Raw genomic sequence first — 25934 nt, 5'->3', positions numbered from 1 at the left:
GGATCAGGCCCTCTGCTTCTGCCGGCGGGTCCAGGGAGTGAGGACGTACTGGAGGGCGACGAGCAGCGCGTCCGCGACGAGCGCGAGAAGCAGGGTCAGGACGACGCCGACGATGACGGGGGTGGGGAAGTTGCGCTGGAACCCGTCCGTGAAGAGCTGTCCCAGGCCGCCGTCGCCGATGTACGTCGCCACGGAGACGAGCGAGATGGCCATCACCGTCGCGATCCGCACGCCCGCCATGATCACCGGAAGGGCGAGGGGCAGCTCGACGGTGAGCAGGGTGCGCAGCGGCCTGGTGCCCATGGCCTTCGCCGCTTCCCTGGTCTTGGCGGGGACGGAGTCCAGACCCTCGACGGTGTTCCGCAGGAGCACGACGAGCGTGTAGATCGTCAGGCCGATGACGGTGGTGGTGCGGGTGAGCCCGCTGACCGGCAGGAGGAGCACGAAGACGGCGATGGACGGGATGGTGAACAGCACGTTCGACAGGCCGAGCAAGAGCCCGCGCAGTCCGGGTACGCGGTGTGCGATCACGGCCAGGGGGAGCGAGATGACCAGGCCGAGGAGTACGGCGGTGAGGGCGGCCTGGAGGTGGGAGAGCGTCAGGGTGGTGAGATCGCCGGAGTGGTCGGATATCCACGACCAGTCGACGGTCATGCGGCCACCCTGCTCGCCTCGCTGTGCACGTGCCCCGCGTGTTCGTGGATGTCCTCGCGGGACGTCACGCCGGTGAGGACGCCGTCCGCGTCGACCCGTGCGACCAGGCCGCTCGGCACGGAGACCGACTCGTTGAGGGCCGAGAGGAGCGAGTCCGTGTCCCGCAGCGGGCGGACCGGGGACTCCGTGTCCGTCTCGGTGTCGCGCCAGGCCAGTGGCTTGCGGGCGGTGTCGAGGGCCAGCTGCCAGCGGGTGCCCTCGGGTGCGGGCCCCTGGGGGACCTCCGCGAGCGTCGTCAGGGACAGCAGCTTCAGTCCGCGTTCAGCGCCCAGGAAGTCCGCGACGAAGGCGTCCGAGGGGCGGGCCAGGAGTTCCGCGGGGGTGGCGCACTGGACGAGGTGGCCGCCGGTACGGAAGACGGCTATGCGGTCGCCGAGCCGTACGGCCTCGTCTATGTCGTGCGTGACGAAGACGATGGTCTTGTTCAACTCCCGCTGGAGGCGCCGAAGTTCGTCCTGGAGCTGGGTGCGGACCACGGGGTCGACGGCACCGAACGGCTCGTCCATCAGAAGTACCGGCGGGTCCGCGGCGAGCGCGCGGGCCACGCCGACGCGCTGCTGCTGGCCGCCGGAGAGCTGATGCGGGTAGCGCTTCCCGGCGTCGGCGGAGAGGCCGACCGTCTCCAGGAGCTCCGACGCGCGTGCCCGCGCCTTCTTGCGTCCCCAGCCGAGCAGGAGCGGCACGGTCGCGATGTTGTCCAGGACCGTGCGGTGCGGGAAGAGCCCGGACTGCTGGATGACGTAGCCGATGGAGCGGCGCAGCTCGGCGGCGTCCTGCTCCAGGACGTCCTTGCCGTTGACCCTGATCGTCCCGGAGCTCGGATCGACCATCCGGTTGATCATCCGGAGCGTCGTCGTCTTTCCGCAACCGGAAGATCCGACGAGGACGGTCACGCCACCCTCCGGCATCTCAAGGGTGAGGTCGTGCACCGCCGTTGTGCCGTTCGGGAAGCGCTTGTGGACCTGGTCGAATTGGATCATGAGGAGTCCCTTGCCCGACTGCATATCATCATGCAGAGTTCTCGGTGACTGAATAGATTGTCAATAGGTCGTCGCCGCCCGGACGTAAATCCCCGGTAACAAGTGGCCGCAGGGCAAGACTGAGCGCCTGATTGAGGAGGAATCACCACTGATGTCGTCTCATATCGTGGACGGGGTCGCCGGCGACAGCGGCGCGATCGTCGTCCTGGACGGCCGCGGACTGATGGTCGCAGATGTCGTACGTCTGGCCGAATCCGCCGCAAGGCCCGTCCCGGCAGCCGATGGCATGAAGCGTGTGGAGACCTCGTGGAACGCCGCTCGGCAGATCGCCTCGTGGGGTCGCGTCTACGGCCGCTCCACCGGCGTGGGTGCCAACCGGAACGAGTCCGTGCCGACGGAGGCGGCCGCCGACCACGGCCTGCGACTGCTGCGCAGCCATGCCGGAGCGATCGGCCGGGAACTGCCCGCACGGCAGGTCCGCGCCATGCTCGCGGTCCGCGCCAACCAGCTGCTCGCGGGCGGCGCCGGCCTGCGCCCCACCGTCGTCACGGCGCTCTGCGAGGCGCTGGAGACCGGCGCCTGCCCGCAGGTCAACGAATTCGGCTCGGTCGGCACCGGCGACATCGCCGCGCTCGCGCAGATGGGGCTCGCGCTGGCGGGCGAACACCCCTGGCGGGGAGCGGGGGCGGCGCCAGATCCGCAGCCCCTCGACAACAACGACGCCCTCGCCCTGATCAGCAGCAATGCCCTCACCCTCGGCCAGTCCGCCCTGGCCGTGCACGAGCTGCGTGGGCTCATCGCGGCCACGCAGGTGGTCGCGGCACTGTCCCTGATGGCGATCGACGGTTCGTACGAGGCGTACGCGCTGCCCGTGCACGAGGGGCGGCGGCACGCCGGTTCGTACGCGGTCGCGGAACGGATGCGGCAGCTGCTCGGCGCACCCGACCGCCCCAGGCCACCGCTCGGCCGGATCCAGGACCCGTACGGGCTCCGCTGCGTGCCGCAGATCCATGGCCCCGCGCACGACGCGGCGGACGCGCTGGAGGACGTCCTCGCGGTCGAGATCAACGCGGCGGCCGAGAACCCGCTGATCTCGCCGGACGACATGTCGGCCTACCACCACGGCGGCTTCTACATCGCTCAACTCGCCCTTGCCCTGGACCACTTCAGGCTGGCGGTGACGCAGGTGGCACGCCTGTCGACCTCGCGGCTCTCGTCGCTGAACGAACCGGGCTTCACCCGTCTGCGGCCGTTCCTCGCGGACGGCGAACCGGCTTCCTCGGGCGTGATGATCCTCGAGTACGCGGCGGGGGCGGCGCTCGGGGACCTGCGGGCCTTCTGTGCGCCCGCGTCGCTCGGCCACGCGGTGCTCTCGCGAGGCGTCGAGGAGCAGGCCAGCTTCGCCTCGCTGGCGGCGCGCCAGACGCTGCGGGCGTGCGAGGCGTTCCGGCTCGTCATCGGCTGTGAACTCGTCGCGGCCGTACGGACGTTGCGTCAGCGCGACATGCGGCTCGACCCGGAACTGCCGGTCGGCCGCGCCTTCGGGCTGGCGGACTCGGTGCTCGATGCGGAGCTGGCCGACCGGCCGTTGACGGACGATGTGACGGTGGCTGCCGGGCTGCTCGACCGGTTCACCGACCTGTGGCTGGACCTCGGGTCGGGGAGCGGCGCGGCCTTCGACGGCGCGGGTTTGGTCAGGAGGACGCGCTGAGCCGGCGATGAGCGGGCGCCGGGCCGGGGAGGCCGATGACGGCTCCGCCCCGCCCGCCCCGGTTGCGCCGGGGCCCGCGCCCGGGGTGCGGACGGCTCGTTTCGACGTCGTCGACATACGACGACTTGTCCTGAGTGATCCCGGAAGTTCTTCGCGAATCTGTTGGGAGAACACCCCTTGACGCCCCTCCGGACCGGACCTACATTCCTCGAATAGATCGGAAAGTGTCCTAACTATTCAACGAGGAGTCACTCCATGGCCGCTCCGGTGAGGGGAACCCCGGGTACCCCGCGCACCATGCGTGCGATGAACGACCGCGCGACCCTGGACCTCCTCGCGGCGCACGGGACCCTGACCCGGGCGCGCATCGGTGAGCTCACCGGGCTCTCCAAGGCGACGATCTCGCAGATGCTGGAGCGCCTGCAGAGCGCCGGGCTCGCCAGGGCGGTCGGGGCGAAGACCGGTGGCCCCGGTCCGAACGCACTGCTCTACGAGGTCGACCCCTCCGCCGGGCATGTCGCGGCCCTGTCCGCGGGCCCCACCGGCATCACCGCGATCGTCGCCGACATCGCCGGACGTGAGGCCGGCCGCTGTCACATCGCGGCCAGTGCCGTCGCCGAGGACGTGCGCCACCGCACCGCCCAGCTCGTCAGCGAGGCCGTCGACGGGGCGCTCGGCCGGGCCGGGCTCGGGCACGACGACATCTCCGCCGCCGTCATCGGCACGCCGGGTGCCATCGACCCCCGCACCGGACAGCTCCGCTACGCCCCCCACCTGCCCGGCTGGCACTCCCGCACCCTGCGCGGCGAACTCGCCGAGGTGCTGGGCACCCCGGTGGACATCGAGAACGACGTCAACCTCGCCGCGCTCGCCGAGCAGTACGACGGGGCCGCACAGGGCCGGGACAACTACGTGCTGGCCTGGATCGACGAGGGCGTCGGCGCCGCCATCGTGCTCGGAGGAACACTGCTGCGCGGCGCGACCGGGGGAGCGGGCGAGATCGGCTACATGCCCCTGCCCGGCGCACCCCTCGCGCGTGAGCAGGCGGTACAGACCGGCCGGGACGCCGGGGGCGGCTTCCAGAGCCTCGTCGCCGCGGCCGCCGTACGACGGCTCGCCGGCGGCGCCGCCTCGCTGGAGGACGCGCTCGCCGACGACTCCGTACGCGAGGAGCTGGCCCGCCGGCTGGCCTCCGGCCTGGCTTCGGTCGTCGCCGTGGTCGACCCCGACCTCGTCGTGCTGTCGGGCAGAGTCGCCCAGGCCGGCGGCGAACCACTCCGTGCCCTCGTGGAGCAGGAGATGACCGGCCTCGCACTTCCCCGGCCCGAGCTCCGCATCAGCGACCTGGACGGCGACCCCATCCTCATCGGAGCCCTGCGCCGCGCCCTCACCCGGGCCCGCCACACCGTCTTCGACACCTCCGCCTGATCCCCACCGTCCCCCCTTCCGTACTCCCCAGCGGGGGAGACCACCGCAAAGGAAGCCGCCATGCAGCGATGGCGCATACGCACGTGCGCGTCCGCGGCGATCGCCACGGCCGGACTGCTCCTGTCCGGCTGCGCCAACCCCGGCGTCGGCAGCGCCGAGGACGACGCGACCGCCCCCGTCACCCTGAAGTTCTGGCACGGCTGGTCGGCGCCCGGTGAAGTGAAGGCGATCAACGACTCGATCGCCCGCTTCGAGAAGCTCCACCCGAACATCCACGTCCAGGCGACCGGCAACGTCACCGACGCCACGATCAACCAGGCCCTGCGCGCCGGTGGCGACAGCTCGCCCGACGTGATCACCTCGTTCACCACCAACAACGTCGGCCAGTACTGCGACTCCGGGATGTGGGCGGACCTCGACCCGTTCCTGCGCAAGACCGGCGTCGACAAGACGAAGGTCTTCCCCAAGAGCCTTCTGCAGTACACGAGTTTCGAGGGCAAGCAGTGCGCTCTGCCGCTGCTCGCGGACGCCTTCGGCATGTACTACAACAAGGACGAGTTCAAGGAGGCGGGCATCGCGCGTCCGCCGCGGACGATGTCGGAGTTCGTGCGCGACGCGAAGAAGCTGACCGTGCGCTCCGGCAAGGGGTCGTACAAGCAGGTCGGCTTCATGCCCAACTTCCGCCTCTACCAGAACAGTCCGGACCGGCTGTTCGGCCAGTGGGGCCCCACGTACTTCGACAAGCAGGGCAACTCGGTCCTCGCGGACCAGAAGGCCACCACGGACTTCTACCGCGTGACACACCAACTCGCCGACGCACAGGGCGGGTACGGGGCGCTGGAGAAGTTCCGTACCTCGTTCGGTGACGAGATGTCCGCTCAGAACGCCTTCCTCACCGGGAAACTCGCCATGCACCTCGACGGCGAGTGGCGCGGCCTGATGCTGAACGAGGCCAAGGCCGGCTTCGACTGGGGCGTCGCCCCGCTCCCGGTGCCCGACGACCAGGCGGACACCTACGGGCGCGGTTACCTGACCGGCACGGTCACCGGCATCGGCCACAGCAGCAAGCACCAGAACGCGGCCTGGGAGCTGGTCAGTTTCCTGACGACGGACACCCGCCAGGTGGTCGACTTCGCCAACGCGATCCACAACGTGCCCTCGACGTACGCGGCGCTGAAGTCGCCCGACCTGGACGCCGATCCGACGTTCAAGACGTTCATCGACATCGCGCAGAACAAGTACAGCCAAGCCATGCCGCAGTCCACCAACGGCGGCATGTACATCACGTCGCTGCAGGACTTCTCCTACTCCGCCGAGGCGGGGCGGATCCCCGACCTGCACAAGGGGCTGCGCGAGCTCGACGAACAGATCGACGCAGACACCCTCCAGTCGAAGAGCTGACCGACGCCGGGAGCACCACACCATGGCCCTCACCCTTTCCACGCCGGCGCGGCGCAGACTGCGCACGCTCGGCTTCCTCTCCCCGTGGCTGATCGGGTTCAGCGTCTTCTTCGCCTATCCGCTGATCGCCACCGTCTACTTCTCCTTCATGCACTACAACCAGATCCAGGCGCCGACCTTCGTCGGCCTCCGGAACTGGACCTACGTCTTCGAGCAGATGCCCCTGTTCGGACCCGCCCTGTGGAACACCCTCTGGCTGGTCGTGATCATGGTGGCGCTGCGGGTGGTCTTCGGACTGACGCTCGGCCTGCTGATCACGAAGATCAAGACCGGCCCCGGCCTCTTCCGCACCGCCTTCTACCTCCCGTACCTGGCGCCCCCGGTCGCCGCGACCGTCGCCTTCGTCTTCCTCCTCAACCCGGCGACCGGCCCGGTCAACGGCATACTCTCCGCCGTCGGGATCGACGGCCCCAACTGGTTCAACGACCCCAGCTGGGCCAAGCCGTCCCTGGTCATGCTCTCCCTGTGGGGGATCGGCGACCTGATGGTGATCTTCATGGCCGCCCTGCTGGACGTGCCGAAGGAGCAGTACGAGGCCGCGGAGCTGGACGGCGCGGGCTCATGGGCGAGGTTCCGCTACGTCACCTGGCCGGCCATCACCCCGATCGTGATGTTCGCGGTCGTCACGGGCGTCGTCCAGACGATGCAGTACTACACACAGGCCCTGGTGGCCGGGAAGCTCGCCTCCGGGGTCTCGATCGGCCCGGGCTCGGTCATCCAGCCCGGCTACCCGGACCACTCGACTCTCACTGTTCCCCAGCTCGTCTACTCGATGGGCTTCCAGAACTTCAACACCGGCGCGGCGTGCGTTCTGTCGCTCGTGCTGTTCGCCATCGCGATGGCCGTGACCATGCTGCTCATGCGTAAGCGCTCGGGCCTGCTCTCGGCGGAGGACTGATTCCGGTGACCACTACGACCATCGAAGCCCCGGCGGCCACCAGGCCCCCGTCCACCTCGCGCGCGCAGGGCCCCGAAGCCGCCCGCGCCCGCCGCAAGCGCGTGCTGAACTGGATCGCCGTGCACAGCGTGGCCCTGGCCGTCGCGCTGCTGTTCGTCCTGCCGTTCGTCTTCGTGTTCCTGACGTCCGTGATGAGCGACGCGCAGGCCATGAGCGGGGACCTCTGGCCCAGCTCCTGGCACTGGGAGAACTACACGGCCGTCTTCCGTACGGAGGGCTTCCTCACCTGGTGGAAGAACTCCCTGATGTACGCCGGGCTCGGCACGCTCTTCACCGTCTGCTCGGCCGTCCCGGTCGCCTACGCGCTCGCCAAGTTCCGCTTCCGCGGCCGGCGGGGCCTGATGATCCTCGTCATCTCCACGATGATGCTCCCGCCCCAGGTCATCGTGATCCCCATGTACCTGGTGTGGGCCCAGCAGTTCCACCTCTCGGGCACGCTGTGGCCGCTGATCATCCCGATGGCGTTCGGCGACGCGTACTCGATCTTCCTGCTGCGGCAGTTCCTGCTGACCATCCCCAAGGAGTACATCGAGTCGGCCCGCGTCGACGGCTGCGGGGAACTCCGCACGCTGCTGAAGATCATCGTCCCGATGGCCAAGCCGGGGATCGCCGCCATCGCACTGTTCCAGTTCTTCTACTGCTGGAACGACTACTTCGGGCCGCAGATCTACGCGGCCCAGAACCCGGGTGCCTGGACGCTCAGTTACGGACTGGAGTCCTTCAAGAGCGCCCACAGCGTCAACTGGAACCTGACCATGGCCGCGACGCTGCTCGTCATGGTGCCGGTCGTCATCGTTTTCTTCTTCGCACAGAAGGCCTTCGTCGAAGGCGTCACACTCACCGGAGTAAAGGGCTGATTGATGAAGCTCGCAGTAGTGGGTGGCGGGTCCACCTACACACCTGAACTGATCGACGGATTCGCGCGGCTGCGGGACACCCTGCCGATCGAGGAGCTGGTGCTCGTCGATCCGGCGGCCGACCGGCTGGACCTGGTCGGAGGGCTCGCGCGGCGGATCTTCGCCAAGCAGGGCCATCCCGGCCGGATCGTCACCACCTCGGACGTCGACGCGGGCGTCGCGGACGCCGACGCGGTCCTGCTCCAGCTGCGCGTGGGCGGCCAGGCCGCCCGCAACCAGGACGAGACGTGGCCGCTGGAGTGCGGCTGCATCGGCCAGGAGACCACCGGCGCCGGCGGCCTCGCCAAGGCCCTGCGCACCGTCCCCGTCGTCCTGGACATCGCCGAACGCGTCCGCCGCGCCAACCCGGACGCGTGGATCATCGACTTCACCAACCCGGTCGGCATCGTCACCCGCGCCCTGCTCCAGGCCGGTCACAAGGCCGTCGGCCTGTGCAACGTGGCGATCGGTTTCCAGCGCAAGTTCGCCCGGCTGCTGGACGTCACACCGGGTGAGATCCACCTCGACCACGTCGGCCTCAACCACCTGACATGGGAGCTCGGGGTGCGTCTGGGCGGCCCCGAGGGCGAGAACGTCCTGCCCCGCCTGATCGCCGAACACGGCGACGCCCTCGCCGCCGATCTGCGCATGCCGCGGGCGATCGTGGACCGGCTCGGGGTCGTCCCTTCGTACTACCTGCGCTACTTCTACGCGCACGACGAGGTCGTGCGGGAGCTCGGGACCAAGCCCTCCCGGGCCGCCGAGGTCGCCGCGATGGAGAAGGAACTCCTCGCGATGTACGGCGACCCGGCACTGGACGAGAAACCCGCACTGCTCGCCAAGCGCGGCGGCGCCTTCTACTCCGAGGCGGCCGTCGACCTCGCATCGGGCCTGCTCGGCTCGGGCGGTTCGCCCCTCCAGGTCGTCAACACGGCGAACAACGGCACCCTGCCGTTCCTCCCCGACGACGCGGTCATCGAGGTGCAGGCCGCCATCGACGCGAAGGGGGCCACGCCGCTGGCCGTGCCGGAGCTGGACCCGCTGTACGCCGGTCTGATCGCGAACGTGACGGCGTACGAGGACCTGGCGCTGGAGGCCGCGCTGCGCGGCGGCCGCGACCGGGTGTTCAAGGCGCTGCTCGCACACCCCCTGATCGGCCAGTTCGAGTACGCCGAGGCGCTCACCGACAAGCTGATCGCGCACAACCGGGAGCACCTCGCGTGGGCCTGACCGCCGCACTCCTCGCAGTCGACGCGGGGAACAGCAAGACGGACGTCGCCGTCGTCGCCGTTGACGGCACAGTCCTCGGCGCGGCCCGGGGCGGCGGCTTCCAGCCGCCCCGGGTGGGCGTCGAGCCCGCGGTGGACGTCCTCGCCGACGCGGCCGGGAAGGCGCTGGCGGCAGCGGGCGTCACCGACGTCGGCTATGTGTCGGCGTGCCTCGCCAACGCCGATCTCCCGGTCGAGGAGAAGCAGTTGGAGGAGGCGATCCGACGCCGGGGCTGGGCCCGGAGCGTCGACGTCCGCAACGACACCTTCGCGGTGCTGCGGGCCGGCCTGACGGAGGATGCCGAGCCGCGGGGCGTGGCCGTGGTGTGCGGCGCAGGGATCAACTGCGCGGGCATGCTGCCCGACGGCAGGACCGCGCGCTTCCCCGCCATCGGCCGTCTCTCCGGGGACTGGGGTGGCGGCGGCGGCCTGGCCGAGGAGGCGCTGTGGTTCGCCGCACGCGCCGAGGACGGCCGCGGCGAGCCCACCGCGTTGATGCGGACGCTGCCCGCCCACTTCGGGCTCCCGTCCATGTACGCCCTGATCGAAGCCCTGCACCTCGCACACCTCGCTCCGCACCGCAGGCACGAGCTGACGCCGGTGCTCTTCGCGACGGCCGCGGACGGGGACCGGGTCGCGCGTGCCGTGGTGGACCGGATGGCGGACGAGGTCGTGGCGATGTCCACCGTCGCCCTTGCCCGACTCGGCCTGCTCAAGGAGAAGGTGCCCGTGCTCCTGGGCGGCAGCGTCCTGGCGGCCCGCCACGCCCAGTTGGACGACCGCATCCGCGCCCTGCTGGCGCAGCGGGCTCCGCTGGCCGAGGTGCGGGTGGTCACCGAACGGCCCGTGCTGGGATCGGCACTGCTGGGGCTCGACGCCGTGGGGGCGGACCCGGCGGCACATGCCCGCACCAGGGCCCACTACGGGACGGCCGCCCCGCGGTGACGCGCTGCCCGGGTCCGCCGCGGCTCTGGTAGGTTCCAGACCTTGATCCGCCGGTGATGACGATGTCCCGCCGGTAGTACCGGGAGGGGGACCGCTCCGTGGGCCGGGTGCCGCCATGGTTGCGCAAGCCGCTGTTCATAGGGTTGCCGTTCGTGCTGTCGGTCACCGGGGTGGTGTTCTTCCTCGGTGTCGACCGCGCGGACGGCGGTGATCATGCGGCGGCGAACCGGGCGCAGTTGAAGCGCGCCTGCGCGGGACTTCTGCCGTACGAGGAGCTGCGGGGCGCCGTGCCCGGCGACACCGCGGGCGTGGTGAGTGAGTACGGCACCATGCTGGAGCCCGAAGAGGACAGCCGCTCCCTGCTGAACTGCTCCGTCACCTGGCCGGGGCACGGGTCGGTGCGGGTGCGGGCCGTCGCGCTCATCTCCCGGCTGCCGATGACCGTGCGGGCCGAGGACATCCTGCCCGGCGGTGACGACGACGGGTACGAGGCGCCCGGGGTCACCGGCAGGGTCGGCGAGGACGGGCGGTCATGGGTCGTCGCCGAGTGCCCCGGCGGGATCGAGGGGCGGGTCCGCGAGGTGTCCGGCATGTATGTCACGGCCGCGGTCGATCTGCCCGTCTCCGGCAAGGGCAAGCCGGCGGAGTATCTCGCGGACTTCCGCACCGCCGTCCAGGTGGCCAACGGGATCACGGCGGCTCAGAAGTGCGGCGGCTCCCCGCTGAAGGTTCCCACGCGGGTCGTCGACACGTATGAGGCCCATGTCACCTCGGACGCGGACGGGGGCAACATGAAGGTCGTGGGGATCGACGAGCCGGGTCTGGGCGTGGAGAAGTGCAAAGGACTCGGCAGGCGTGCGGGCTTCCCCGGCAAGTGGACCGCCGCCGGCGATCTCCAGGACTCACGGCTGCTGAGCGTCTGCGAGGCCACCGTCCTGGACCGCGAGGACCCGACGAGCACCGATCCGGCACCGTCCGACAACGCGGTCGTCAGTGTCTCGGCGGCGAGCTGGGCCGGGCCGCTCGGCCGGTCCGCCGACGGCCAGTACAACCGGACCGGTGACAGCTACACCTTCCGCGAAGGGGAGCGGACCAGGGCCATCCCCGAATCGGAGCCCCACGAACTCGCCCTGTGGGCGCGGTCCGAGTGTGCCGCGGGACCGGCCTACCACCGTGTCACCGTCGACCGGGAGACGTCCGACCTCAGCGCCTACACGCTCACCGAGGCGGAGCGGACCACGTTCTCCAAGGACGTCCGGAAGTTGATGGACAGTTACCTCGCCTCCCCCGACAACTGGCCCGCGCAGCAGCGGTGTCATGACACCAGGATCCTTGGAGAGGTGGAGGGATGGCGGTGAGGCGGACGGTCCTGCGAGCGGTCGCCGCCCTGGTGGCAGTGGCCGCTGTCGTCGCCGGATATCTCCTGGTGCACGGCGACTTCCAGCGCTGGAGCGACGAGTCGGCGCTCGACGGAGCCTGCGACGGGCTGCTCGACCGGAACACGGTGCGCGGCGTCCTCGGGCCGGGTGACGTGGAGGTCGAGCACGAACAGCGCGGCGCGGGCCTGGTGGCCTGCGAGGTGCACGTCAGTGACGGCGGCACCGCCACGATCCGGGTTCTCGACACCGCGCAGGTCGGACAGCGCCTGGACGACACCCTCTACACGGGGTCGCCGCGCGCACTCGCCGTGCCGGTCGGCCACGGATGGACGGGTCTCTTCGGGGCCGCACCGAAATCCTTCGGGTCATCGGACGTCTTCGGGGCCGACGAGGACGAGAAGGTGACCACGAGCCTGGTCCTCAAGTGCACCGGAGACAGCGGCACCGACGGCCTGTCCGTCACCGTGGAGACAACGCTCGACACGTCACCGGACGATCCTGCCGTACGGCCGGCGTTCGCCAGGATCGCCACCTCCACCGCGGCCCAGGCATCCAGGAAGCGACACTGCGGGGCAAAGCTCGGAAAGCCGGTCAGCAGCCTCGGCCTGCCGGTGAACGAGGACGAGTACAAGCCGCTCGGCACAGCCGACGGAACCTGCTCCGGCGTCCCCGCCGCGCACGGCATGGCGATCGCCACCGAGACCGCCCGCGGGGGAGCCCCGCACGAAACGTGCCGGCTCGCCGACGCCGGCCTCAGCACACGCTACGTACTCGAGGCGGACTACGGCCCCTATGCCCAGGAGCGGCTGCTCGGGCACGAGCGGGATGAGGACACACCGGACACCGGGACACCCGCGCACTACCGCGACGGTGACGGACGGATCAGCTGGACGACGGCCAAGTGCCATGACGGCCGGGCCTTGTTCACCTTGCGGCCCTCCTACGAGAAGGCGGATGACCGCACGTACCCGCGGGATGACGCGGACCTCGCCTACGAGCGTGCCGCCCTCACGGCGTTCGCCGAGCGCTCGGCGAAGGCCCATGCATGCTCGGCCCCCGCCACCCCCTGACACCGGTGCGGGAATCACCCCTCGTAGCGCGCGGTCAGGGTGCGTACGGTCGTGGCGATGCGGTCCCGGAGCTCGGCCGGTGCCAGGACCTCGATGTCGGTGCCCAGCCGCAGGAATTCCCCGTGGGCGTGGTCGACCGACTCGATGGGTACGCGGACCTCGGTCCACTCGCCACCCGTCGGTGTCACGCCGAGGCTACGGGAGCCCTGCCGGGTGAGCCGTACCAGCGCCTCCCCGGTGTGCAGTCGCTCCCGGAAGGCGGCCAGATAGCCGGTCCAGTACGCGGCCAGGCCGAACCCGTCCGGGACGGTGCACTCCTCGTCCAGCTGCCGTATCTCCAGGACCTGGTCGACCCGGTACGTACGGATGCCGGAGGGCCCGCCCGCGACCAGATACCAGCGGCCGGCCTTGAGGACGAGTCCGTACGGCTCCACCCGCCGCTCGATCTCCTCCGGCGCCCGCCAGCGCCGGTACCGCAGTACCACCGTCCGCCGCGCCCACAACGCGGCGGCGACGGCGGGCAGGTGCGGCGTGCGGTCGGCGTCGCCGTACCAGCCGGGGGCGTCGAGCAGGAACCGTTCCTGAATCCGTTCGGCGTGTTCGCGCAGCTCCGCGGGCAGGGCGGCCCGCAGCTTGAGCCGGGCGGCGGCGAGTGCCGTGCCGAGGCCGAGTTCGGCCGCGGCCCCGGGGAGCGCGGCAAGGAAAGCGGCCTGTGCCTCGTCCGCGGTCAGTCCGGTGAGCCGGGTCCGGTAGCCGTCGAGCAGCCGGTAACCGCCCGCGTGGCCCGCATCGCCGTACAGCGGGATGCCTGCGGCGGCGAGCGCCTCGACGTCCCGGTAGACCGTCCGGACGGAGACCTCCAGCTCCTCGGCCAGTTGGCGGGCCGTCATCCGGCCCCGGTTCTGGAGCAGCAGAAGCAGGGTGACCAGTCGGCTCGCACGCATGGAGCCAGTATCCGTATCCACTGACAGGAGATGTCAGTGGAGTGCCCCTAATCTGCGGCGCATGAACGACTTCGACTTCCTGCACGGCTCCTGGGACGTGGCCAATCGCCGTCTCACCGCACCGCTCGGCCCGGGCCCCGGCGCCTGGACGGAGTTCCCCGGGCACGCGGTGGTGCGGCCGCTGTTCGGGGGCGCCGGCAACATCGACGAGATCACCTTTCCGACCCTCGGCCGTCAGGGCGTGACCCTGCGGCTTTACGAACGGGAGGCGGAACGCTGGTCGATCCACTGGTCCGACAGCCGGACGGGCCGGCTGGATCCACCGGTGACCGGCGGCTTCACCGGCGACCGCGGCGACTTCCACGGCGAGGACACCTACGAGGGCCGTCCGATCCGCGTGCACTTCACCTGGCACCGCCTCGGCCCGGACACCGCTCGCTGGGAGCAGCGGTTCTCCGCCGACGAGGGGCGTACCTGGGAGCTCAACTGGACCATGGACCTCACCCGTACCGGGCAGGCCGGCGCATGAGCGTGGTCGAACTCCGTCAGTACACGCTGCACCCCGGAGGCAGGGAAACGCTGACCGAGCTCTTCGAGCGCGAGTTCGTCACCGGCCAGCAGTCGGCCGGTATCACCGTCGGCGGCCGTTTCCGGGACCTGGACGATCCGGACAGATTCGTCTGGCTGCGCGCGTTCCCCGACATGGCACACCGCCGGCGCGCGCTGGAGGCGTTCTACACCGGTCCCGTCTGGCGGGAGTTTCGCGACGCGGCCAACGCCACCATGGTCGACAGCGACGACGTCCTGCTGCTGCGCGGCCCGGGTTACACACCTCCGCCCGCCGCACGCGAGGTGCTCGCGACCATCTGCCACCCGGCCGACGCGGCAGGCTTCGAGGCGTACGCCGCCCGGCACCTGGGCCCGGACCACGCACTGCACCGCACCGAGCATGCCGAGAACGACTATCCGCTCCTGCCGGTACGCACCGGGGAGGAGGTCCGGGTCTGGTTCGGACCGGCCGAGCCGGTGCCCTGGCCGGCCCGGCGGCTGCGGCTGGAGCCCGTGAGACCGTAGCCTCCGGCAGTCGGCACGGGCGCTCTATAGTCGCCTTATGAGTCGTTGGACGGATATGGCCGGGAAAGCGTCCGGAGAGGAATACGCCGCACGGTTCGCGACCCTCGCCCGCAGTGGCCAGAACGTGCATGGTGAGGCGCGGTTCTGTGCGGCCCTCGTGCCGGTCGGAGCGCGGGTGCTGGACGCCGGGTGCGGTACCGGACGCGTCATGATCCGGCTCGCGGAACTCGGGTACGACTGCGTCGGGGTGGATCTCGACGAGTCGATGCTGGCGGTGGCGCGGAAGCAGGCGCCCGAGCTGCCCTGGTTCCGGGCCGACCTGGCCGAGTTCGAGCCGGCCCGTCTCGGTGTCGCAGGGGGCTTCGACCTCGTCGTCGCAGCGGGCAACATCTTCCCGTTGCTCGCCCCCGGCACCGAGGCCACGGTGGTCGGGCACCTGTCCGAGGCCCTGCGTCCGGGCGGCCTGCTGGTCGCCGGCTTCGGCCTGGACGAAGCCCATCTGCCGGTGCCGCCCGGTCTCACGCTGTCCGACTACGACGACTGCTGCACCTCGGCCGGTCTCACCCTCGTCGACCGGTTCGCCACCTGGGACGCCGACCCCTACGACGGCGGCGGTTACGCCGTCAGTGTCCACCGGACGCTCTGACTGACCGGTTTCCGTTCCGCCATCAGCCCGTGCCGGAGGGGCAGGACAGCAGGACACACTTCAGGCCAGGAGGGGAAGCGAGGCCAGACCCCGGACGAGACGGGTGCGCCGCCACTCCAGCCGGTCCGGCGGCACGGCGAGCCGGATGCCCGGAAACCGCGTCAGCACCGCGCGGAGTGCGATCTCCGCCTCGGCCTTGGCCAGAGGAGCCCCGACGCAGCGATGGATGCCGTGGCCGAAGCCGAGATGAGCGCCTGCGTCCCGGTCCGGATCGAGCAGGTCCGGCGACGCGAACCGCGCAGGATCGCGGTTCGCGGCCCCCAGAGCGACCAGCACCGGAGAACCGGCCGGGATGTCGGTACCGCCGAGTGTGACGTCCTCCGTGGTGAACCGGAAGGTGGCCGTACTGACGGGGGAGTCGAACCGGAGCAGCTCGTCCAGCGCGGCGGGGACCTCGTCCGGGTCCTCCCGCAGCCGGTGCAGCTCGGCAGGGTGCCGGAGAAGCGCCAGCGCGGCGTTGCCGAGGAAGTTGCCGGTGGTCTCGTGCCCGGCCACGAGCAGCAGCACCGCCAGGGAGACCAGCTCGTCCTCGCTCAGCAGGTCGTCTCCGTCACGCGCCGAGATGAGCCGGTCAAGGACAGAGCCACCGGGGTGCACGCGCTTGGCCGCGATGAGGTCCGTCATGTAGCCGGCCATGGAGTGCGAGGCCGCGTCGATGACCTCGGGCCGGCCCGCCGCGAACAGCTCACCGGACCAGCGCTGGACGTCGGGCCGGTCCGCCTCCGGGACGCCGAGCAGCTCACAGATCACGATGACCGGCAACGGCACCGCCAGGCCCGCCACGAAGTCGAACCGCCCGCCCGCGGGCCACTGATCCAGCAGACTGCCGGTGACCTCGGCGATGAACGGACGCAGCTCGGCGACCGCCCCGGTCGTGAACGCCTTGGTCACCAGCTTGCGGAGACGGGTGTGCTGGGGAGGGTCGGTGGCCAGCATGGTGTGCGCCACCGCGGGGTGCAGACGACGCCCCGTCGCCTTGCCCGCGAAGAAGGCCGCCGTGTCCTTCGAGAGCCGGGCGTCGCCGAGCGCTTCCCGCGCCTCCGCGTAGCCGGTGACCAGATAGCTGATGCGCCCACCGGACCCGGCGGGCACGGGCTGCACCGGACAACTGGACCGCATGGCCGCGTAGATGGGGTAGGGGTCCTGGAGGAAGCGGGGGTCCTGAGTCGGGTCGGTCATGCCTTCAGGCTCCAACCGGCCCCGCCCGCTTGTCATCGGCGACACGCCCAACCGGCTTACGGATGCGGCGTCCACCGGCTACGGCAGTGGTACGGCGGCCGTCACTCCCTGGAGAGCTCCTCCCGGATCAGCGGCTCGAACTCCCGCCGCACGTAGGCATCGAAGGGCGCGGACAGCGCGCCGTCGATCACCCGCCTCACCCGGTGCTCCGCTGCGAACTCCTTGAGCGCGGCGCGGGAGTCCGGCTCCACACCCCCGCCGATGATCAGCACTCCGAACTCCCCGGCCGCCAACCGCTTCCGGGCCTCCTCATCGGTGCTCACTCCCTCCGCGTCGAAGCCGTCCGCGCGCAGTGTGGCGAGTACGTCCGTCACCCTGGCGGGCGTCCTGCCCAGCACCAGTGTTCTCATGGCCGTTCCTCTCGGGTACGTCGACATCGGCATGCCCGAACCTAGAAGCTCAACCGGGCTTGAGGTCAACCCTGACCCGCATACGCCCTTCGTCGAGCCGTGGTGACCGCCGGCGGACAGGCGCCGGATATGAGGAAAGCCCGGCCGGGAAAGCTCGGCCGGGCGTTCGGGAATCGTGTCAGGCGAGCGTGAAGTCGCTTCGAATGACGCCGTATTCGGTGGGCTCCACCCAGCACGTGTACTGGCGGCCGAGCAGGTCGGCCGGGCTGATGCCCAATTGACCTGCCAGATCGGAAGCACCGGTCTTGAACGTCCGGCCGGCGTCATCGGCTGCCTGAAAGTGGGCGGTGGCTCCGCGCAACTCTACGACGACATAAGCGACACGCTTTCCTTTTCGGGCAGGCCGGCCGTCATCGTGCTGATGGGCGTCATGGGTGGTCGTCGACTGACCGCAGACCCCACAGCGCGCGTCTTCTCGCGGAGTTTCCATGGAGGGAATGGTACCTCCCCACGACAAAGCCCCTGCCTGGTGCAGGCCTGTGAGAGGCCTGCACCAGGCAGGGGCCTTGCCCATGACCCATGGCTCGTGGTCATGGGGAACGGGTCGAGTCCAGTTGCTTTACGGAAATACGCCGCTGGATTCGGGGAAACCTACCCGTCCGTGGAGAAGATGTTCATTCCGCCATTTCCGTCCGGCCACAGGTAATCAAACGTCGAAGCCGTATCTTCCGCGGAAAGCCGCATTTGCGACTGGCAGGGCCCACAGGGTGGCTTGGTTCCGGTAATCCGGACCCGCCCGCCATCAGGAACAGGACTGGCCATGAAGAACGGGTCGTCCGGGATGACCGTGTCCTTGATCATGGGCGCACCGCCGGCCGCGCGTGCTGCCCGGTTCTCCGTGTGGACCGCCTGACGCGCGCGTCCCACTCCGATGCTGGCTTCTTCTGCCGTGGTGGCACCGCTCCGGAGGGAGTACGCGTCGATCTGGGTTCCGTCGGCGTCGAAGACCTCGACATCGGCGTAGTGCGTGTTCTCCGTGACCGGACCGCAGACCTGGGGAAGGTTGGCGTTGTGGACCAGGACCGGGGTAGCACCCGCCAGCACGTAATACGTGTGCAGGTCGGAGACGGTCAGGTTGTGGACCGTGGTGTCCTGAGCGGTCCACCGCCGGATCGCGGCGATCTGCACATAGGTGCCGGCGCTGGTCCGAAGCCACTCGCCCGACCTGAGGTCGGCGGCGTCGATCCACTTGCCGAGTTCGGGGACCCAGAAGGGGTGTCCGGCGGTCGCGGTGATCCGGGCCGTCTTCGAGCCGCTGTCACCGTCGAGGTCGATCGTGACCTTGACCAGGTGCTTGAGGCCCTGGCCCTTGATCTCGGCGGTGACCGTCTCGACGATGCTCTCGCCGGACTCGGGGTCGGTCGCGACGACCTTGTCGCCGGTCTTCACCTTCTCGATCGGCTTGGTGGAACCATCAGCCATCAGCACCTTCGTGCCCGGCACGAAGCTGTTGACCGGGCAGGAACCGCCGCCGTCGGCTCTGCCGGAGCTGCCGCCACCGCTGGTGCCGCCGTTGCTGCGGGAAGATCCGCCGGACTTGCCGCCTCCGCCGCCGGAGCCCTTGCTGCTGCCGCCGGAGCTCTTGCCACCCCCGCTCTTGGCCGAACTCGGGTGGGAAGTGGCCTTGGGCGCGGCCTTGGCCTGGGCCTGCTTGTGGACGGGGTTGCCCGTCTTCCGCTTCGCGGCAGCCGCTTCGTCGGCTTTTCGTTTGGCGGCTTCGGCGGCCTTCTTCTTGGCTCTCTGCGCAGCCTCCTTCTTCGCCTTCTCGATGGCCAGCTTCTTGGCCCGTAGCGCGGCCGCCTCGGCCGCCTTGGCGGCCTTGAGGACCGCCTCGGCGGCCCGCTTGGCCACCTTGAAGGCCTTGATGGCTTCGATGGTGCGGTTGACCGCCTTGATCACGGCCGGGATCTTCCCGAGCTTGGACCACGGGATGGCGTCGACCGCGATGCTGACGCAGGACCACATGTCCCCGCCGAAGCAGGCCATGGCGTCGTTGATGCCGATGAAGTCCTTCAGCGTCTCCCACGCAACCGCCAGGATGACGGAGGTGAGTGACTTGCCCTGCATCGACTGGGCCTGAGCGACCTGTGCCGCGGACAGACCCGCGCCGGCGAGGGCCGCCGCCTTCTCCGAAGCGCTCAGGATGATCGACTCGCCGGTCGGGTCGGAGTACGTGACCGGGTTGTTCTGCGCGTACGCGTACCCGTTGGACTGCAGCGGGTCGTTCAGGTCGAGCACCGGGTCGACCGACAGGAAGCGTCCGACCACGGGGTCGTACAGACGGGCTCCCAGTGGCTGGAAGCCGGAGGAGTCGTCCCGGGTCTTGCCGAGGAATCCCTTGTGGTTCTGGAGGCTGGTACCCGTGGTACCGCGCTCGTTGCCGAAGGGGTCCTGCTTGCGGATACGCACCGACATGCCGCCGTAGAGGGCGACCTCCGTGTACGCGCTGCCCTGCTGGTCCGTGGTCTGGGCGACCAGGGTCTCCGCGCCGTTGCCGTAGGCGTAGCGCATGACCGCGCCACCCGGAGCCCCGTAGGTGCGCTGGGTGTTGACCAGAGCGCCGCCCTGCTGGACGGTCACCTCGGCCTCACCCAGGTGGAGCGTCGCCTGCTTGCCCTTGATGGTGAGCAGGCGGGCGCCGTCGGGGCCGTAGATGTGACGGGTGTCGTTCTGCGGCAGCCACTGCTGGGCCGCCTGGGCCGTGGCACAGGCGGCGAGCACGATCGGTGTCGCGTTCGTGTCCGCCGCGCCCTGCACCGCGAGGCACAGACCGCCGGAGGCCGGGTGGATCAGCTGGCCGGAGGCGTTGCGCTTCAGTTCCTGCGCGGCCGAACCGTCACACTTCTGGATCTGGACCGCCGAGCCTGCCGTGTTGGCGGCGGGCTGGAGGCACCAGGTGCCGTACACGGAGAGCGTGCCCTTGTCGGGGTCCGTCTGCGGGGCCGCCTTCGTGCCCGGAGTGGGCGTGAACTTGTAGTTCTGCGCCGGCGATCCGTTGCAGGAGTAGAGCTGGATCGGCTGGCCGGCCGTGGCCGCGCTCGACTTGAGGTCCAGGCACTTCTGGGCGAGCCCCACATACGGGGTCTTGCCGCCTGTGCCCGCACCGGTGATCCGGTCGACCTGGCCGTCATAGGTCCAGCTCAGGTCCTGCTTGTCACCGTTCTCGACCGAGGCGACCGTTTTGGTCTCGCCGGTGAGTTCATACAGCCGAGTGGCTTCCGCCGTGATCTGCGCCCCGGCGGGGGTGGTGTAGGTCTTCGACACCTTGGTCAGCGTGTGCGGCTGGTCCTTGGCGGCGTTCTTGCCGTACGCGTACGTGGAGACCGCGTTCTTGGTGGTGTCGCCGGAGAGGTCGTTCTCGGTGAGCTTCGTGCGGTTGCCGAGCAGGTCGTACTCGTACTCCTGCCAGTAGCCGGAGCTGTCCGCGCCCGCGGCGACGCGGAGCGTGCCGTCCGTGTTCTTGTTGAGTGAGCCGTCCGGGTTCCTCGGGTTGACGCAGCTCGTGCGGTCCTTGGAGGTCCAGGCCGACTTCAGCTGGCCCAGCGGGTCGTAGACGAAGCACTGGCGCTCCGCGATCCCGGTGGACTTCTCCTCGATCGAGGTGACGTTGCCGGCCGGGTCGTAGGTGTACCCCCGGTTCGAGACGAGGTTGCCGCCGACGACACTCTTGTCCGCGGTGGCGTCACTCTTCTCGCGGTAGACCGACTGCTCGGTGAGCTCGCCGCTGCCCTCGTCGAAGGCGTTCTGTGTCCACACGCGGTACGGCTGGGCACCGAGCGTGGAGCGGAGCACCTGGCCGTAGGCGTCGTAGGTGGTCTCGGAGCCGTACCAGTCCTTGCCGGAGATGGAGAGCGGCTTGCCGTCCTTGTTGTAACGGACGACCAGCTTCTCGGCGTCGAACGCGCCCACCGCCGGAAGGGTGGTCTCGTCCAGCATGCCGCGGTCGTTGTACGTGTAGTCGTACGTGTAGTCCTTCTTCAGACCCCACGTGTCGACGACGGACTGCGGCAGGGACAGCGTGGTCGAGGTCGGCTGGTACTCCTTGGTGTAGCCGTTGACCTTCTGGGTGTACGCCTGAAGATCGGTGTAGCGGGTGGCGGTGGCGGGCATGCCCTTGCCGCCCGGAGCCGTGTCGTACGTGAACGAGGACAGCAGCTTGCCGGTGGAACTGTCCGCGCGCGCCTCCTTGGGGCGCGACAGCTCGTCGTAGCCGTTCCAGACTTTGACGCCGCGGGAGTTCGTGGTCGTCTCGACCCGGCCGAAGGCGTCGTAGGCCGTGCGGGACGTGCCCGCGTCGGGGTCGGTCGCCGTCTCCACCTGGCCGTTGTGGTCGTACGTCCACGACCACGGGTGCGTCGCGTCCGCCGAGGCGGTCGCCGTGCGGAGCTGGCCGTGCGGATCGAACTGGTAGCGCGTCGACGTGAAGCCGCCGGGGGCAGCCGGGTTGAAGGTGTCCGTGCGCACGGTGCGGCCGGTCGCGTCGGTCCAGACGCGGTAGGACGAGTCGCCCTCCGGCTGGATGACCTTCGACCAGTCCTCACCGTATTCGTAGCGGACGGCCCGTTCCTCGTTCGCCTTGGAGAAGGACTCCTTGGTGTCCGGGTCGACCCACTTGAGGTACGGCGTCTCCTTCAGCACGCGGCCGAGACCGTCGTACGTGTAGCGCGTGATGTTGGGAATGGCCGTGTCGGCGAGCGGGCTGAACAGCTCGCCCGGCTTCGCCTCGTCGGTCAGGTAGGCGTTGTTGGTCTGGTAGACCTCACCGGAGCCGTTGTACAGCGTGTCGGTGATCAGCCAGCCGGCGCCGCCGTCGGCCTCCTCCTGCGTCTGCCGCTCACGGCCGAGGCCGTCGTAGAGCGTGACGGAGGTCTCGATCCTGTCCTCGTAGCCACGCGCGTACGTGGTGACGTACGGGGGCTTGCGGATCTTGATATTCGCGTCGTCGGGGTCGGTCTCCTCCTTCGGGACCGTGTAGACCGCGCGGAAGTCGGCGGTGCCGGTGCCGGGGGTACGGCCCGCTGCCCAGGCTTCGGCGAGCCGCCCGAGCGGGTCGTACACCGCCTCACTGACGAGGTTGTTGACGTCGGTCGTCTTGACGGTGACCGAGCGGCCGGGCTCCAGTTCCTGGGTCTGGCTCTGCCCGAGCAGGTTGGTCGTCGTGACCTTGAAGACCTGGCCCGTGGCCGGCCCGATGGAGCCGTAGGTGATCGTGGAGGACTTCGGCACCACCTGGTTCAGCTGGTCCGCGGGGGTCTCCTTGACCACGCGGCCGACGGCGTCGAACTCCTTGGTGCCGGTGGTCCGGAAGCCGGTGCCGGCACCGTTGAGCGTCCACGACTCGGTGGCCAGACCGCGGGAGGCGGAGCCGAGGGCGGTTCCGTATGCCGTGCCGTCGTAGGCCGTACGGGTCGCGTTGCTCAGCGAGCCGAGATCCGCCCAGTCGGCGTTCGCACAGGTCGTCGGCGAGACCAGGACCTGCTTGGACAGACCGATGAGGTTCTTGTCGGGCCGGTGCAGGTACTCCAGCTTGGTGCAGGACTCGTCACCGGTCTTGGCGGGGTCGGCGTCGCCCAGCGACTCGACCTCGGTCGGCAGACCGTAGGTCGCGTCGTACTTCGAGGTCGTTCTGACCGTGCGCTGGGGGCGCGGGTCGTCGGTGTTGGTGCCGGACGACTTGGTGTACGCGACCTCCTCCGGCTCCGTGACCCGCCAGGCCCGCAGTGGGCTCAGGCCGTCGTCGCGGTCCCGTTTGGCGAGTTCGGTCGCCTCGGGCTTGGTGACCGAGCGGGACAGCCAGTCGGAGTCGGCCTTGGTGGAGTCCGTGTACGTGAGCTCCTCGGCGATCCGGCCGGCGAACGGCTCCCGGTCCTTGGCTATCTCGGCGCCGGTGATGTCCTTGACGGGCACGGTGTCGCCGAGGCCCCGGAAGAAGCGGGTGACGGACTTGGAGCGCTGACCGGCGGTGTCCGCCTCGCCCTCGACGACCGGGCCCGTCAGGACCGTGGTCTGCTCGAAGCCCGCGAACTGCGCGTACGTGCGCTGGGACTTCTTGGTGAACTCGGCCTCGGCGAGCTTCCAGGCCGGGCTCTTGTACCGGTACTCCGTCCTGGTGGTGAAGTTGCCGTCGATGTTGGGCAGTTCCTCGACGGTGTCCACGGCGTACTTGTGGAACCAGTCGATGTCCTCGACCTCGGGGTCGGGGTTCCAGAACGACGGATAGCAGAGCCGGTCGTTCACCTTGAGCTTGGCCTGCAGCCGGGCCATGGCCGTGGCACGGTCCTCGCCGGGCTGCTGGTCGAGCAGGGGAAGGTTGCCGGAGAGACAGTCACCCTCGATCGGCTTGTACGTGACGATGGTCTCGCCGCCGTACTCGTTGACGACGCGGCCGATGCGCAGCCGGGAGAAACCGGGGCGCGAGGTGTGGACCGCCTTGACGCGGTTCGGCATGTCCTCGGCGTTGGGCTCGAACCGCACCGTGTTGAGCTGGAGGCTCGCGTCGGTGGAGCCCTTGCGGGCGTAGCCGGTGCGCTGGATCGACTCCAGCCACAGGGCCGTGTTCGGGCCGGTCAGCAGCTTGGCGAAGCTCTGCTTCAGCTGGTACTCGTCGACGACCTGCCGGGCCGCGGTGTCGGTGCGCCGCTGGGCCGAGGTCGTGATCTTGTCGAGACGCTTGCGGGACCAGAAGGACGGACCGGCGTTCCAGCACTTCTTGGCGGACTCGCAGCGCATGTCGGCCGGGGTGTCGAACCAGGGCCGGTAGTTGCGCGGGTCCTTCGAGGCGAAGTTGGCGTCGGAGCAGGTGACGTCGTCGACGTCGTAGCAGCGCTCCTTCACCGAGAAGCCGACCCGGGCGGGCGCGGTCTCGGTGAAGATGGTGTTCTTGCGCTGGCCGTAGTCGATGTGGTCCAGCCAGCCGTCACGGTCGTAGGCGACCGGGGCCTTGAAGTTGAAGTTGCGGGCGTAGTAGTTCGGGGCGTCCTTCTTCCACCACATCGACATGGCGTTGCCGTGGATGTCCTCGATGTAGTCGAGGCCCCAGCGCCAGCCCTGCGTGCACCAGGAGTTCGTCCAGTCGGTGGTCGTGGGGCCCTTGTAGCAGTCCTCGTTCGGGTGGTTGCCGTAGACCGGGACCGTGAGCACCGAGTCGGTGGTCGGGTCGTCGGGGTCGGCGCCGTGGTTCGACCAGCCCGGGAGCTTGTTCTTGCCGAAGTGGTACTTCGTGCCGTCCTTGGTGGTGACGATCCAGTACTCACCGTCCTTGGCGCCGTTGCCGGTGGCCTCGCCCTTGACTATCTGGATGGTGGAGCCGTCGCCGTTGGCCGTGAACCACTTGCTCTTGGTGGCGTCCCAGACCAGTTCGGTGGTCATGCCGCCGAGCGAGAGGGTGGCGTTCTCCGAACCCCAGCACAGGTCCGCGGTGCGGTGGGTGGAGTTGTTGGAGCCGGCCTTCTTCGAGTCCTGGCGGCAGTTGGCGTACGTACGGGTGATGGAGCCCGCGTTGTAGTCCCAGCCGTCGCCGATCCAGGAGGCCTGGTTGTTCGTCGAGGACGTACGGCCGTCGACGGACTGCGAGGAGTACGCCAGGCTGACCTTCGGCATCAGGCCGCCGGCGGTCTCCGGGACCTGGACGTCGTACGAGTAGGTGAAGGCGCCCGAGGAGGAGCCCGACGACCAGGAGCCGGAGGACAGCAGCGGCGAGGCCGTGAAGTCACCGGACACCGAGGAGCCGGTGTCGAGGCCGCCGACGGCGGCGCCGCCGTTCGCGGAGACCGCGGGCTGGACGCCGTCCCGGTAGGAGGCCTTGGTCGCGCCGGAGGGAACGAAGCCCTCACCGACGAGGCTGGAGACCGGGATGCTGCCGCTGAGGACCTTGCGGGTGGCGGACTTCCCGGCCGTCTTCGTCTTCGTCGGCGCGTCCTTGGCGGCCACGGTCTTCACCGTGCTGCGCAGGCGCTGGAAGTCCTTCTTGCCGTTCTTGACGTCCTTGTCCCCGTCGGAGAGGGACATCGTGCTCGTGCCGCCGTCGCCGCCGTCGGCGCAGTCACCCTCGGTGGGGGAGGAGTAGACGCACTCGGGCAGCAGCATCAGACCGAAGCGGTCGGCGGCCTGCGGTCCGTAGAGGTCGGCGAAGCCCGTGGTGTCGATGCTGATCGCGACCTCGGCGGCCGGGTCGACGGTGGCCGGCGGGGTGAGCTTCATGACGATGCCGGAGACGCCCGCGTCCTGCGAGGTCGTCTGCGGGGCCACGCCCACGGTCCAGTCGCCGGCGAGTGCGGCGGCGTCACCGCCCTCCGGGACACCGATGGCGACCGGCAGGTTGTTGCTGACCGGCTCCGTGGTCCCGGGCGCGCTGCTCGCGTCGAGCGTGGCCTGGCCGGTGCCGGAGGTCCACGCCGCGGTGGCGGTGGGGGTGTAGGGGGCGACCGGATTCTCCGGAGCCAGGGTCAGGGTCTTGTCGGCGGCTGCGTCGCCCTCGACGTCGGTGGCCTCCGGCAGGTCCGGGAGTCCGATCTTGGCGATCGACTCCTCGCGGCTCATGCCGGGACCGGGAACGGCGAACGCCTGGCTGCCCAGGGTCGTCACGGTCAGTGTCGAGGACAGCAGAAGGACGATCGCCGTGCGGCTTCGCCGCCGGCGCCGTCGTTGTGAATCCGTCATGGCTAGGCGTCCCCGCCCCACCCATGACAGTGGACCTGAAGCACGCATACGCGTCGACTCCCACCTGGCAGTTCAAACAATGGACGAGGTGCG

Annotated in this window: 19 protein-coding genes; 12 read left to right on the top strand and 7 right to left on the bottom strand. The window is 69.8% G+C overall.

The features are described from left to right. Nucleotides 1–3: 3 nt before the first annotated feature. Nucleotides 4–654 (bottom strand): ABC transporter permease, encoded by a 651-nt coding sequence (locus OG408_RS05130; RefSeq protein ID WP_266775877.1) that lies wholly within the window; start codon nucleotides 652–654, stop codon nucleotides 4–6. Then, entirely contained in the window at nucleotides 651–1694 is a 1044-nt protein-coding gene (locus tag OG408_RS05125; RefSeq protein WP_266775875.1) for an ABC transporter ATP-binding protein, read from the bottom strand. The genes OG408_RS05130 and OG408_RS05125 overlap by 4 nt, the downstream gene beginning before the upstream one ends. Before the next feature lie 151 nt (nucleotides 1695–1845). On the opposite strand from OG408_RS05125, the gene OG408_RS05120 reads away from it, so the two are divergent. The 9 genes from OG408_RS05120 to OG408_RS05080 all read left to right on the top strand — a co-directional run bounded on the left by OG408_RS05120 (nucleotide 1846) and on the right by OG408_RS05080 (nucleotide 12810). Next, a complete protein-coding gene (locus OG408_RS05120; protein ID WP_326668467.1) occupies nucleotides 1846–3405 on the top strand; it encodes an aromatic amino acid ammonia-lyase in 1560 nt (519 codons plus the stop codon). A gap of 297 nt (nucleotides 3406–3702) precedes the next feature. Next, nucleotides 3703–4833, top strand: a complete 1131-nt coding sequence (locus tag OG408_RS05115; RefSeq protein ID WP_326668465.1) for an ROK family transcriptional regulator — start codon at nucleotides 3703–3705, stop codon at nucleotides 4831–4833. A gap of 60 nt (nucleotides 4834–4893) precedes the next feature. Next, a complete protein-coding gene (locus OG408_RS05110; RefSeq protein WP_326668464.1) occupies nucleotides 4894–6234 on the top strand; it encodes an extracellular solute-binding protein in 1341 nt (446 codons plus the stop codon). A 22-nt stretch (nucleotides 6235–6256) separates the two neighbouring features. Beyond that, on the top strand, nucleotides 6257–7192 hold the full coding sequence (locus OG408_RS05105) for a carbohydrate ABC transporter permease (RefSeq protein WP_266775868.1): 936 nt from the start codon (nucleotides 6257–6259) through the stop codon (nucleotides 7190–7192). Nucleotides 7193–7197: 5 nt separating this feature from the next. Continuing rightward, a complete protein-coding gene (locus OG408_RS05100; RefSeq protein ID WP_266775866.1) occupies nucleotides 7198–8109 on the top strand; it encodes a carbohydrate ABC transporter permease in 912 nt (303 codons plus the stop codon). 3 nt (nucleotides 8110–8112) lie between these two features. Further along, a complete protein-coding gene (locus tag OG408_RS05095) occupies nucleotides 8113–9378 on the top strand; it encodes a 6-phospho-beta-glucosidase (protein ID WP_326668463.1) in 1266 nt (421 codons plus the stop codon). Further along, complete coding sequence (locus OG408_RS05090; protein ID WP_326668462.1) at nucleotides 9369–10361, top strand: N-acetylglucosamine kinase; 993 nt, start codon at nucleotides 9369–9371, stop codon at nucleotides 10359–10361. The genes OG408_RS05095 and OG408_RS05090 overlap by 10 nt, the downstream gene beginning before the upstream one ends. A gap of 119 nt (nucleotides 10362–10480) precedes the next feature. Further along, on the top strand, nucleotides 10481–11719 hold the full coding sequence (locus tag OG408_RS05085; protein WP_326668461.1) for a hypothetical protein: 1239 nt from the start codon (nucleotides 10481–10483) through the stop codon (nucleotides 11717–11719). Then, nucleotides 11710–12810 carry a hypothetical protein gene (locus OG408_RS05080; protein WP_266775858.1) on the top strand — a complete coding sequence of 367 codons (1101 nt, stop codon included), beginning with the start codon at nucleotides 11710–11712 and terminating at the stop codon, nucleotides 12808–12810. Before OG408_RS05085 ends, OG408_RS05080 begins: the two co-directional genes overlap by 10 nt. Before the next feature lie 14 nt (nucleotides 12811–12824). Here OG408_RS05080 and OG408_RS05075 read toward each other — a convergent pair whose 3' ends face one another. Further along, nucleotides 12825–13754 (bottom strand): helix-turn-helix transcriptional regulator, encoded by a 930-nt coding sequence (locus OG408_RS05075; RefSeq protein WP_266775856.1) that lies wholly within the window; start codon nucleotides 13752–13754, stop codon nucleotides 12825–12827. Between the two features lie 61 nt (nucleotides 13755–13815). Here OG408_RS05075 and OG408_RS05070 point away from each other — a divergent pair, with 61 nt between their 5' ends. The 3 genes from OG408_RS05070 to OG408_RS05060 are packed head-to-tail and all read left to right on the top strand — an operon-like array spanning nucleotide 13816 to nucleotide 15474. Next, nucleotides 13816–14283 (top strand): hypothetical protein, encoded by a 468-nt coding sequence (locus OG408_RS05070; RefSeq protein WP_323177974.1) that lies wholly within the window; start codon nucleotides 13816–13818, stop codon nucleotides 14281–14283. Continuing rightward, nucleotides 14280–14828: an NIPSNAP family protein gene (locus tag OG408_RS05065; RefSeq protein ID WP_326668460.1), complete on the top strand. Its 549-nt coding sequence runs from the start codon at nucleotides 14280–14282 to the stop codon at nucleotides 14826–14828. The genes OG408_RS05070 and OG408_RS05065 overlap by 4 nt, the downstream gene beginning before the upstream one ends. 37 nt (nucleotides 14829–14865) lie before the next feature. After that, complete coding sequence (locus OG408_RS05060) at nucleotides 14866–15474, top strand: class I SAM-dependent methyltransferase (RefSeq protein ID WP_326668459.1); 609 nt, start codon at nucleotides 14866–14868, stop codon at nucleotides 15472–15474. Nucleotides 15475–15534: 60 nt separating this feature from the next. Here OG408_RS05060 and OG408_RS05055 read toward each other — a convergent pair whose 3' ends face one another. From OG408_RS05055 to OG408_RS05040, 4 genes are all read right to left on the bottom strand, one after another. Next, complete coding sequence (locus OG408_RS05055; protein ID WP_326668458.1) at nucleotides 15535–16713, bottom strand: cytochrome P450 family protein; 1179 nt, start codon at nucleotides 16711–16713, stop codon at nucleotides 15535–15537. Between the two features lie 101 nt (nucleotides 16714–16814). Continuing rightward, nucleotides 16815–17123 (bottom strand): hypothetical protein, encoded by a 309-nt coding sequence (locus OG408_RS05050; protein WP_326668457.1) that lies wholly within the window; start codon nucleotides 17121–17123, stop codon nucleotides 16815–16817. A gap of 178 nt (nucleotides 17124–17301) precedes the next feature. Further along, nucleotides 17302–17613 carry a hypothetical protein gene (locus OG408_RS05045; RefSeq protein ID WP_266775847.1) on the bottom strand — a complete coding sequence of 104 codons (312 nt, stop codon included), beginning with the start codon at nucleotides 17611–17613 and terminating at the stop codon, nucleotides 17302–17304. A 161-nt stretch (nucleotides 17614–17774) separates the two neighbouring features. After that, a complete protein-coding gene (locus OG408_RS05040) occupies nucleotides 17775–25841 on the bottom strand; it encodes a ricin-type beta-trefoil lectin domain protein (RefSeq protein ID WP_326668456.1) in 8067 nt (2688 codons plus the stop codon). Between the last annotated feature and the right edge of the window lie 93 nt (nucleotides 25842–25934).

Origin of the sequence: Streptomyces sp. NBC_01257 (genome assembly GCF_035917255.1) — a bacterium.
Taxonomy (GTDB): Bacteria; Actinomycetota; Actinomycetes; order Streptomycetales; family Streptomycetaceae; genus Streptomyces.
Note: the sequence above shows the minus strand (reverse complement) of the source record. Positions and strands in the feature narration are given on the sequence as shown.

Coding starts and splice junctions, on each gene's coding strand:
- OG408_RS05110 (WP_326668464.1), top strand. CDS start 4,894: ATGCAGCGATGGCGCATACGCACGTGCGCGTCCGCGGCGATCGCCACG.
- OG408_RS05060 (WP_326668459.1), top strand. CDS start 14,866: ATGAGTCGTTGGACGGATATGGCCGGGAAAGCGTCCGGAGAGGAATAC.
- OG408_RS05105 (WP_266775868.1), top strand. CDS start 6,257: ATGGCCCTCACCCTTTCCACGCCGGCGCGGCGCAGACTGCGCACGCTC.
- OG408_RS05115 (WP_326668465.1), top strand. CDS start 3,703: ATGCGTGCGATGAACGACCGCGCGACCCTGGACCTCCTCGCGGCGCAC.
- OG408_RS05080 (WP_266775858.1), top strand. CDS start 11,710: ATGGCGGTGAGGCGGACGGTCCTGCGAGCGGTCGCCGCCCTGGTGGCA.
- OG408_RS05055 (WP_326668458.1), bottom strand. CDS start 16,713: ATGACCGACCCGACTCAGGACCCCCGCTTCCTCCAGGACCCCTACCCC.
- OG408_RS05040 (WP_326668456.1), bottom strand. CDS start 25,841: ATGACGGATTCACAACGACGGCGCCGGCGGCGAAGCCGCACGGCGATC.
- OG408_RS05130 (WP_266775877.1), bottom strand. CDS start 654: ATGACCGTCGACTGGTCGTGGATATCCGACCACTCCGGCGATCTCACC.
- OG408_RS05065 (WP_326668460.1), top strand. CDS start 14,280: ATGAGCGTGGTCGAACTCCGTCAGTACACGCTGCACCCCGGAGGCAGG.
- OG408_RS05120 (WP_326668467.1), top strand. CDS start 1,846: ATGTCGTCTCATATCGTGGACGGGGTCGCCGGCGACAGCGGCGCGATC.
- OG408_RS05050 (WP_326668457.1), bottom strand. CDS start 17,123: ATGAGAACACTGGTGCTGGGCAGGACGCCCGCCAGGGTGACGGACGTA.
- OG408_RS05070 (WP_323177974.1), top strand. CDS start 13,816: ATGAACGACTTCGACTTCCTGCACGGCTCCTGGGACGTGGCCAATCGC.
- OG408_RS05125 (WP_266775875.1), bottom strand. CDS start 1,694: ATGATCCAATTCGACCAGGTCCACAAGCGCTTCCCGAACGGCACAACG.
- OG408_RS05095 (WP_326668463.1), top strand. CDS start 8,113: ATGAAGCTCGCAGTAGTGGGTGGCGGGTCCACCTACACACCTGAACTG.
- OG408_RS05075 (WP_266775856.1), bottom strand. CDS start 13,754: ATGCGTGCGAGCCGACTGGTCACCCTGCTTCTGCTGCTCCAGAACCGG.
- OG408_RS05045 (WP_266775847.1), bottom strand. CDS start 17,613: ATGGAAACTCCGCGAGAAGACGCGCGCTGTGGGGTCTGCGGTCAGTCG.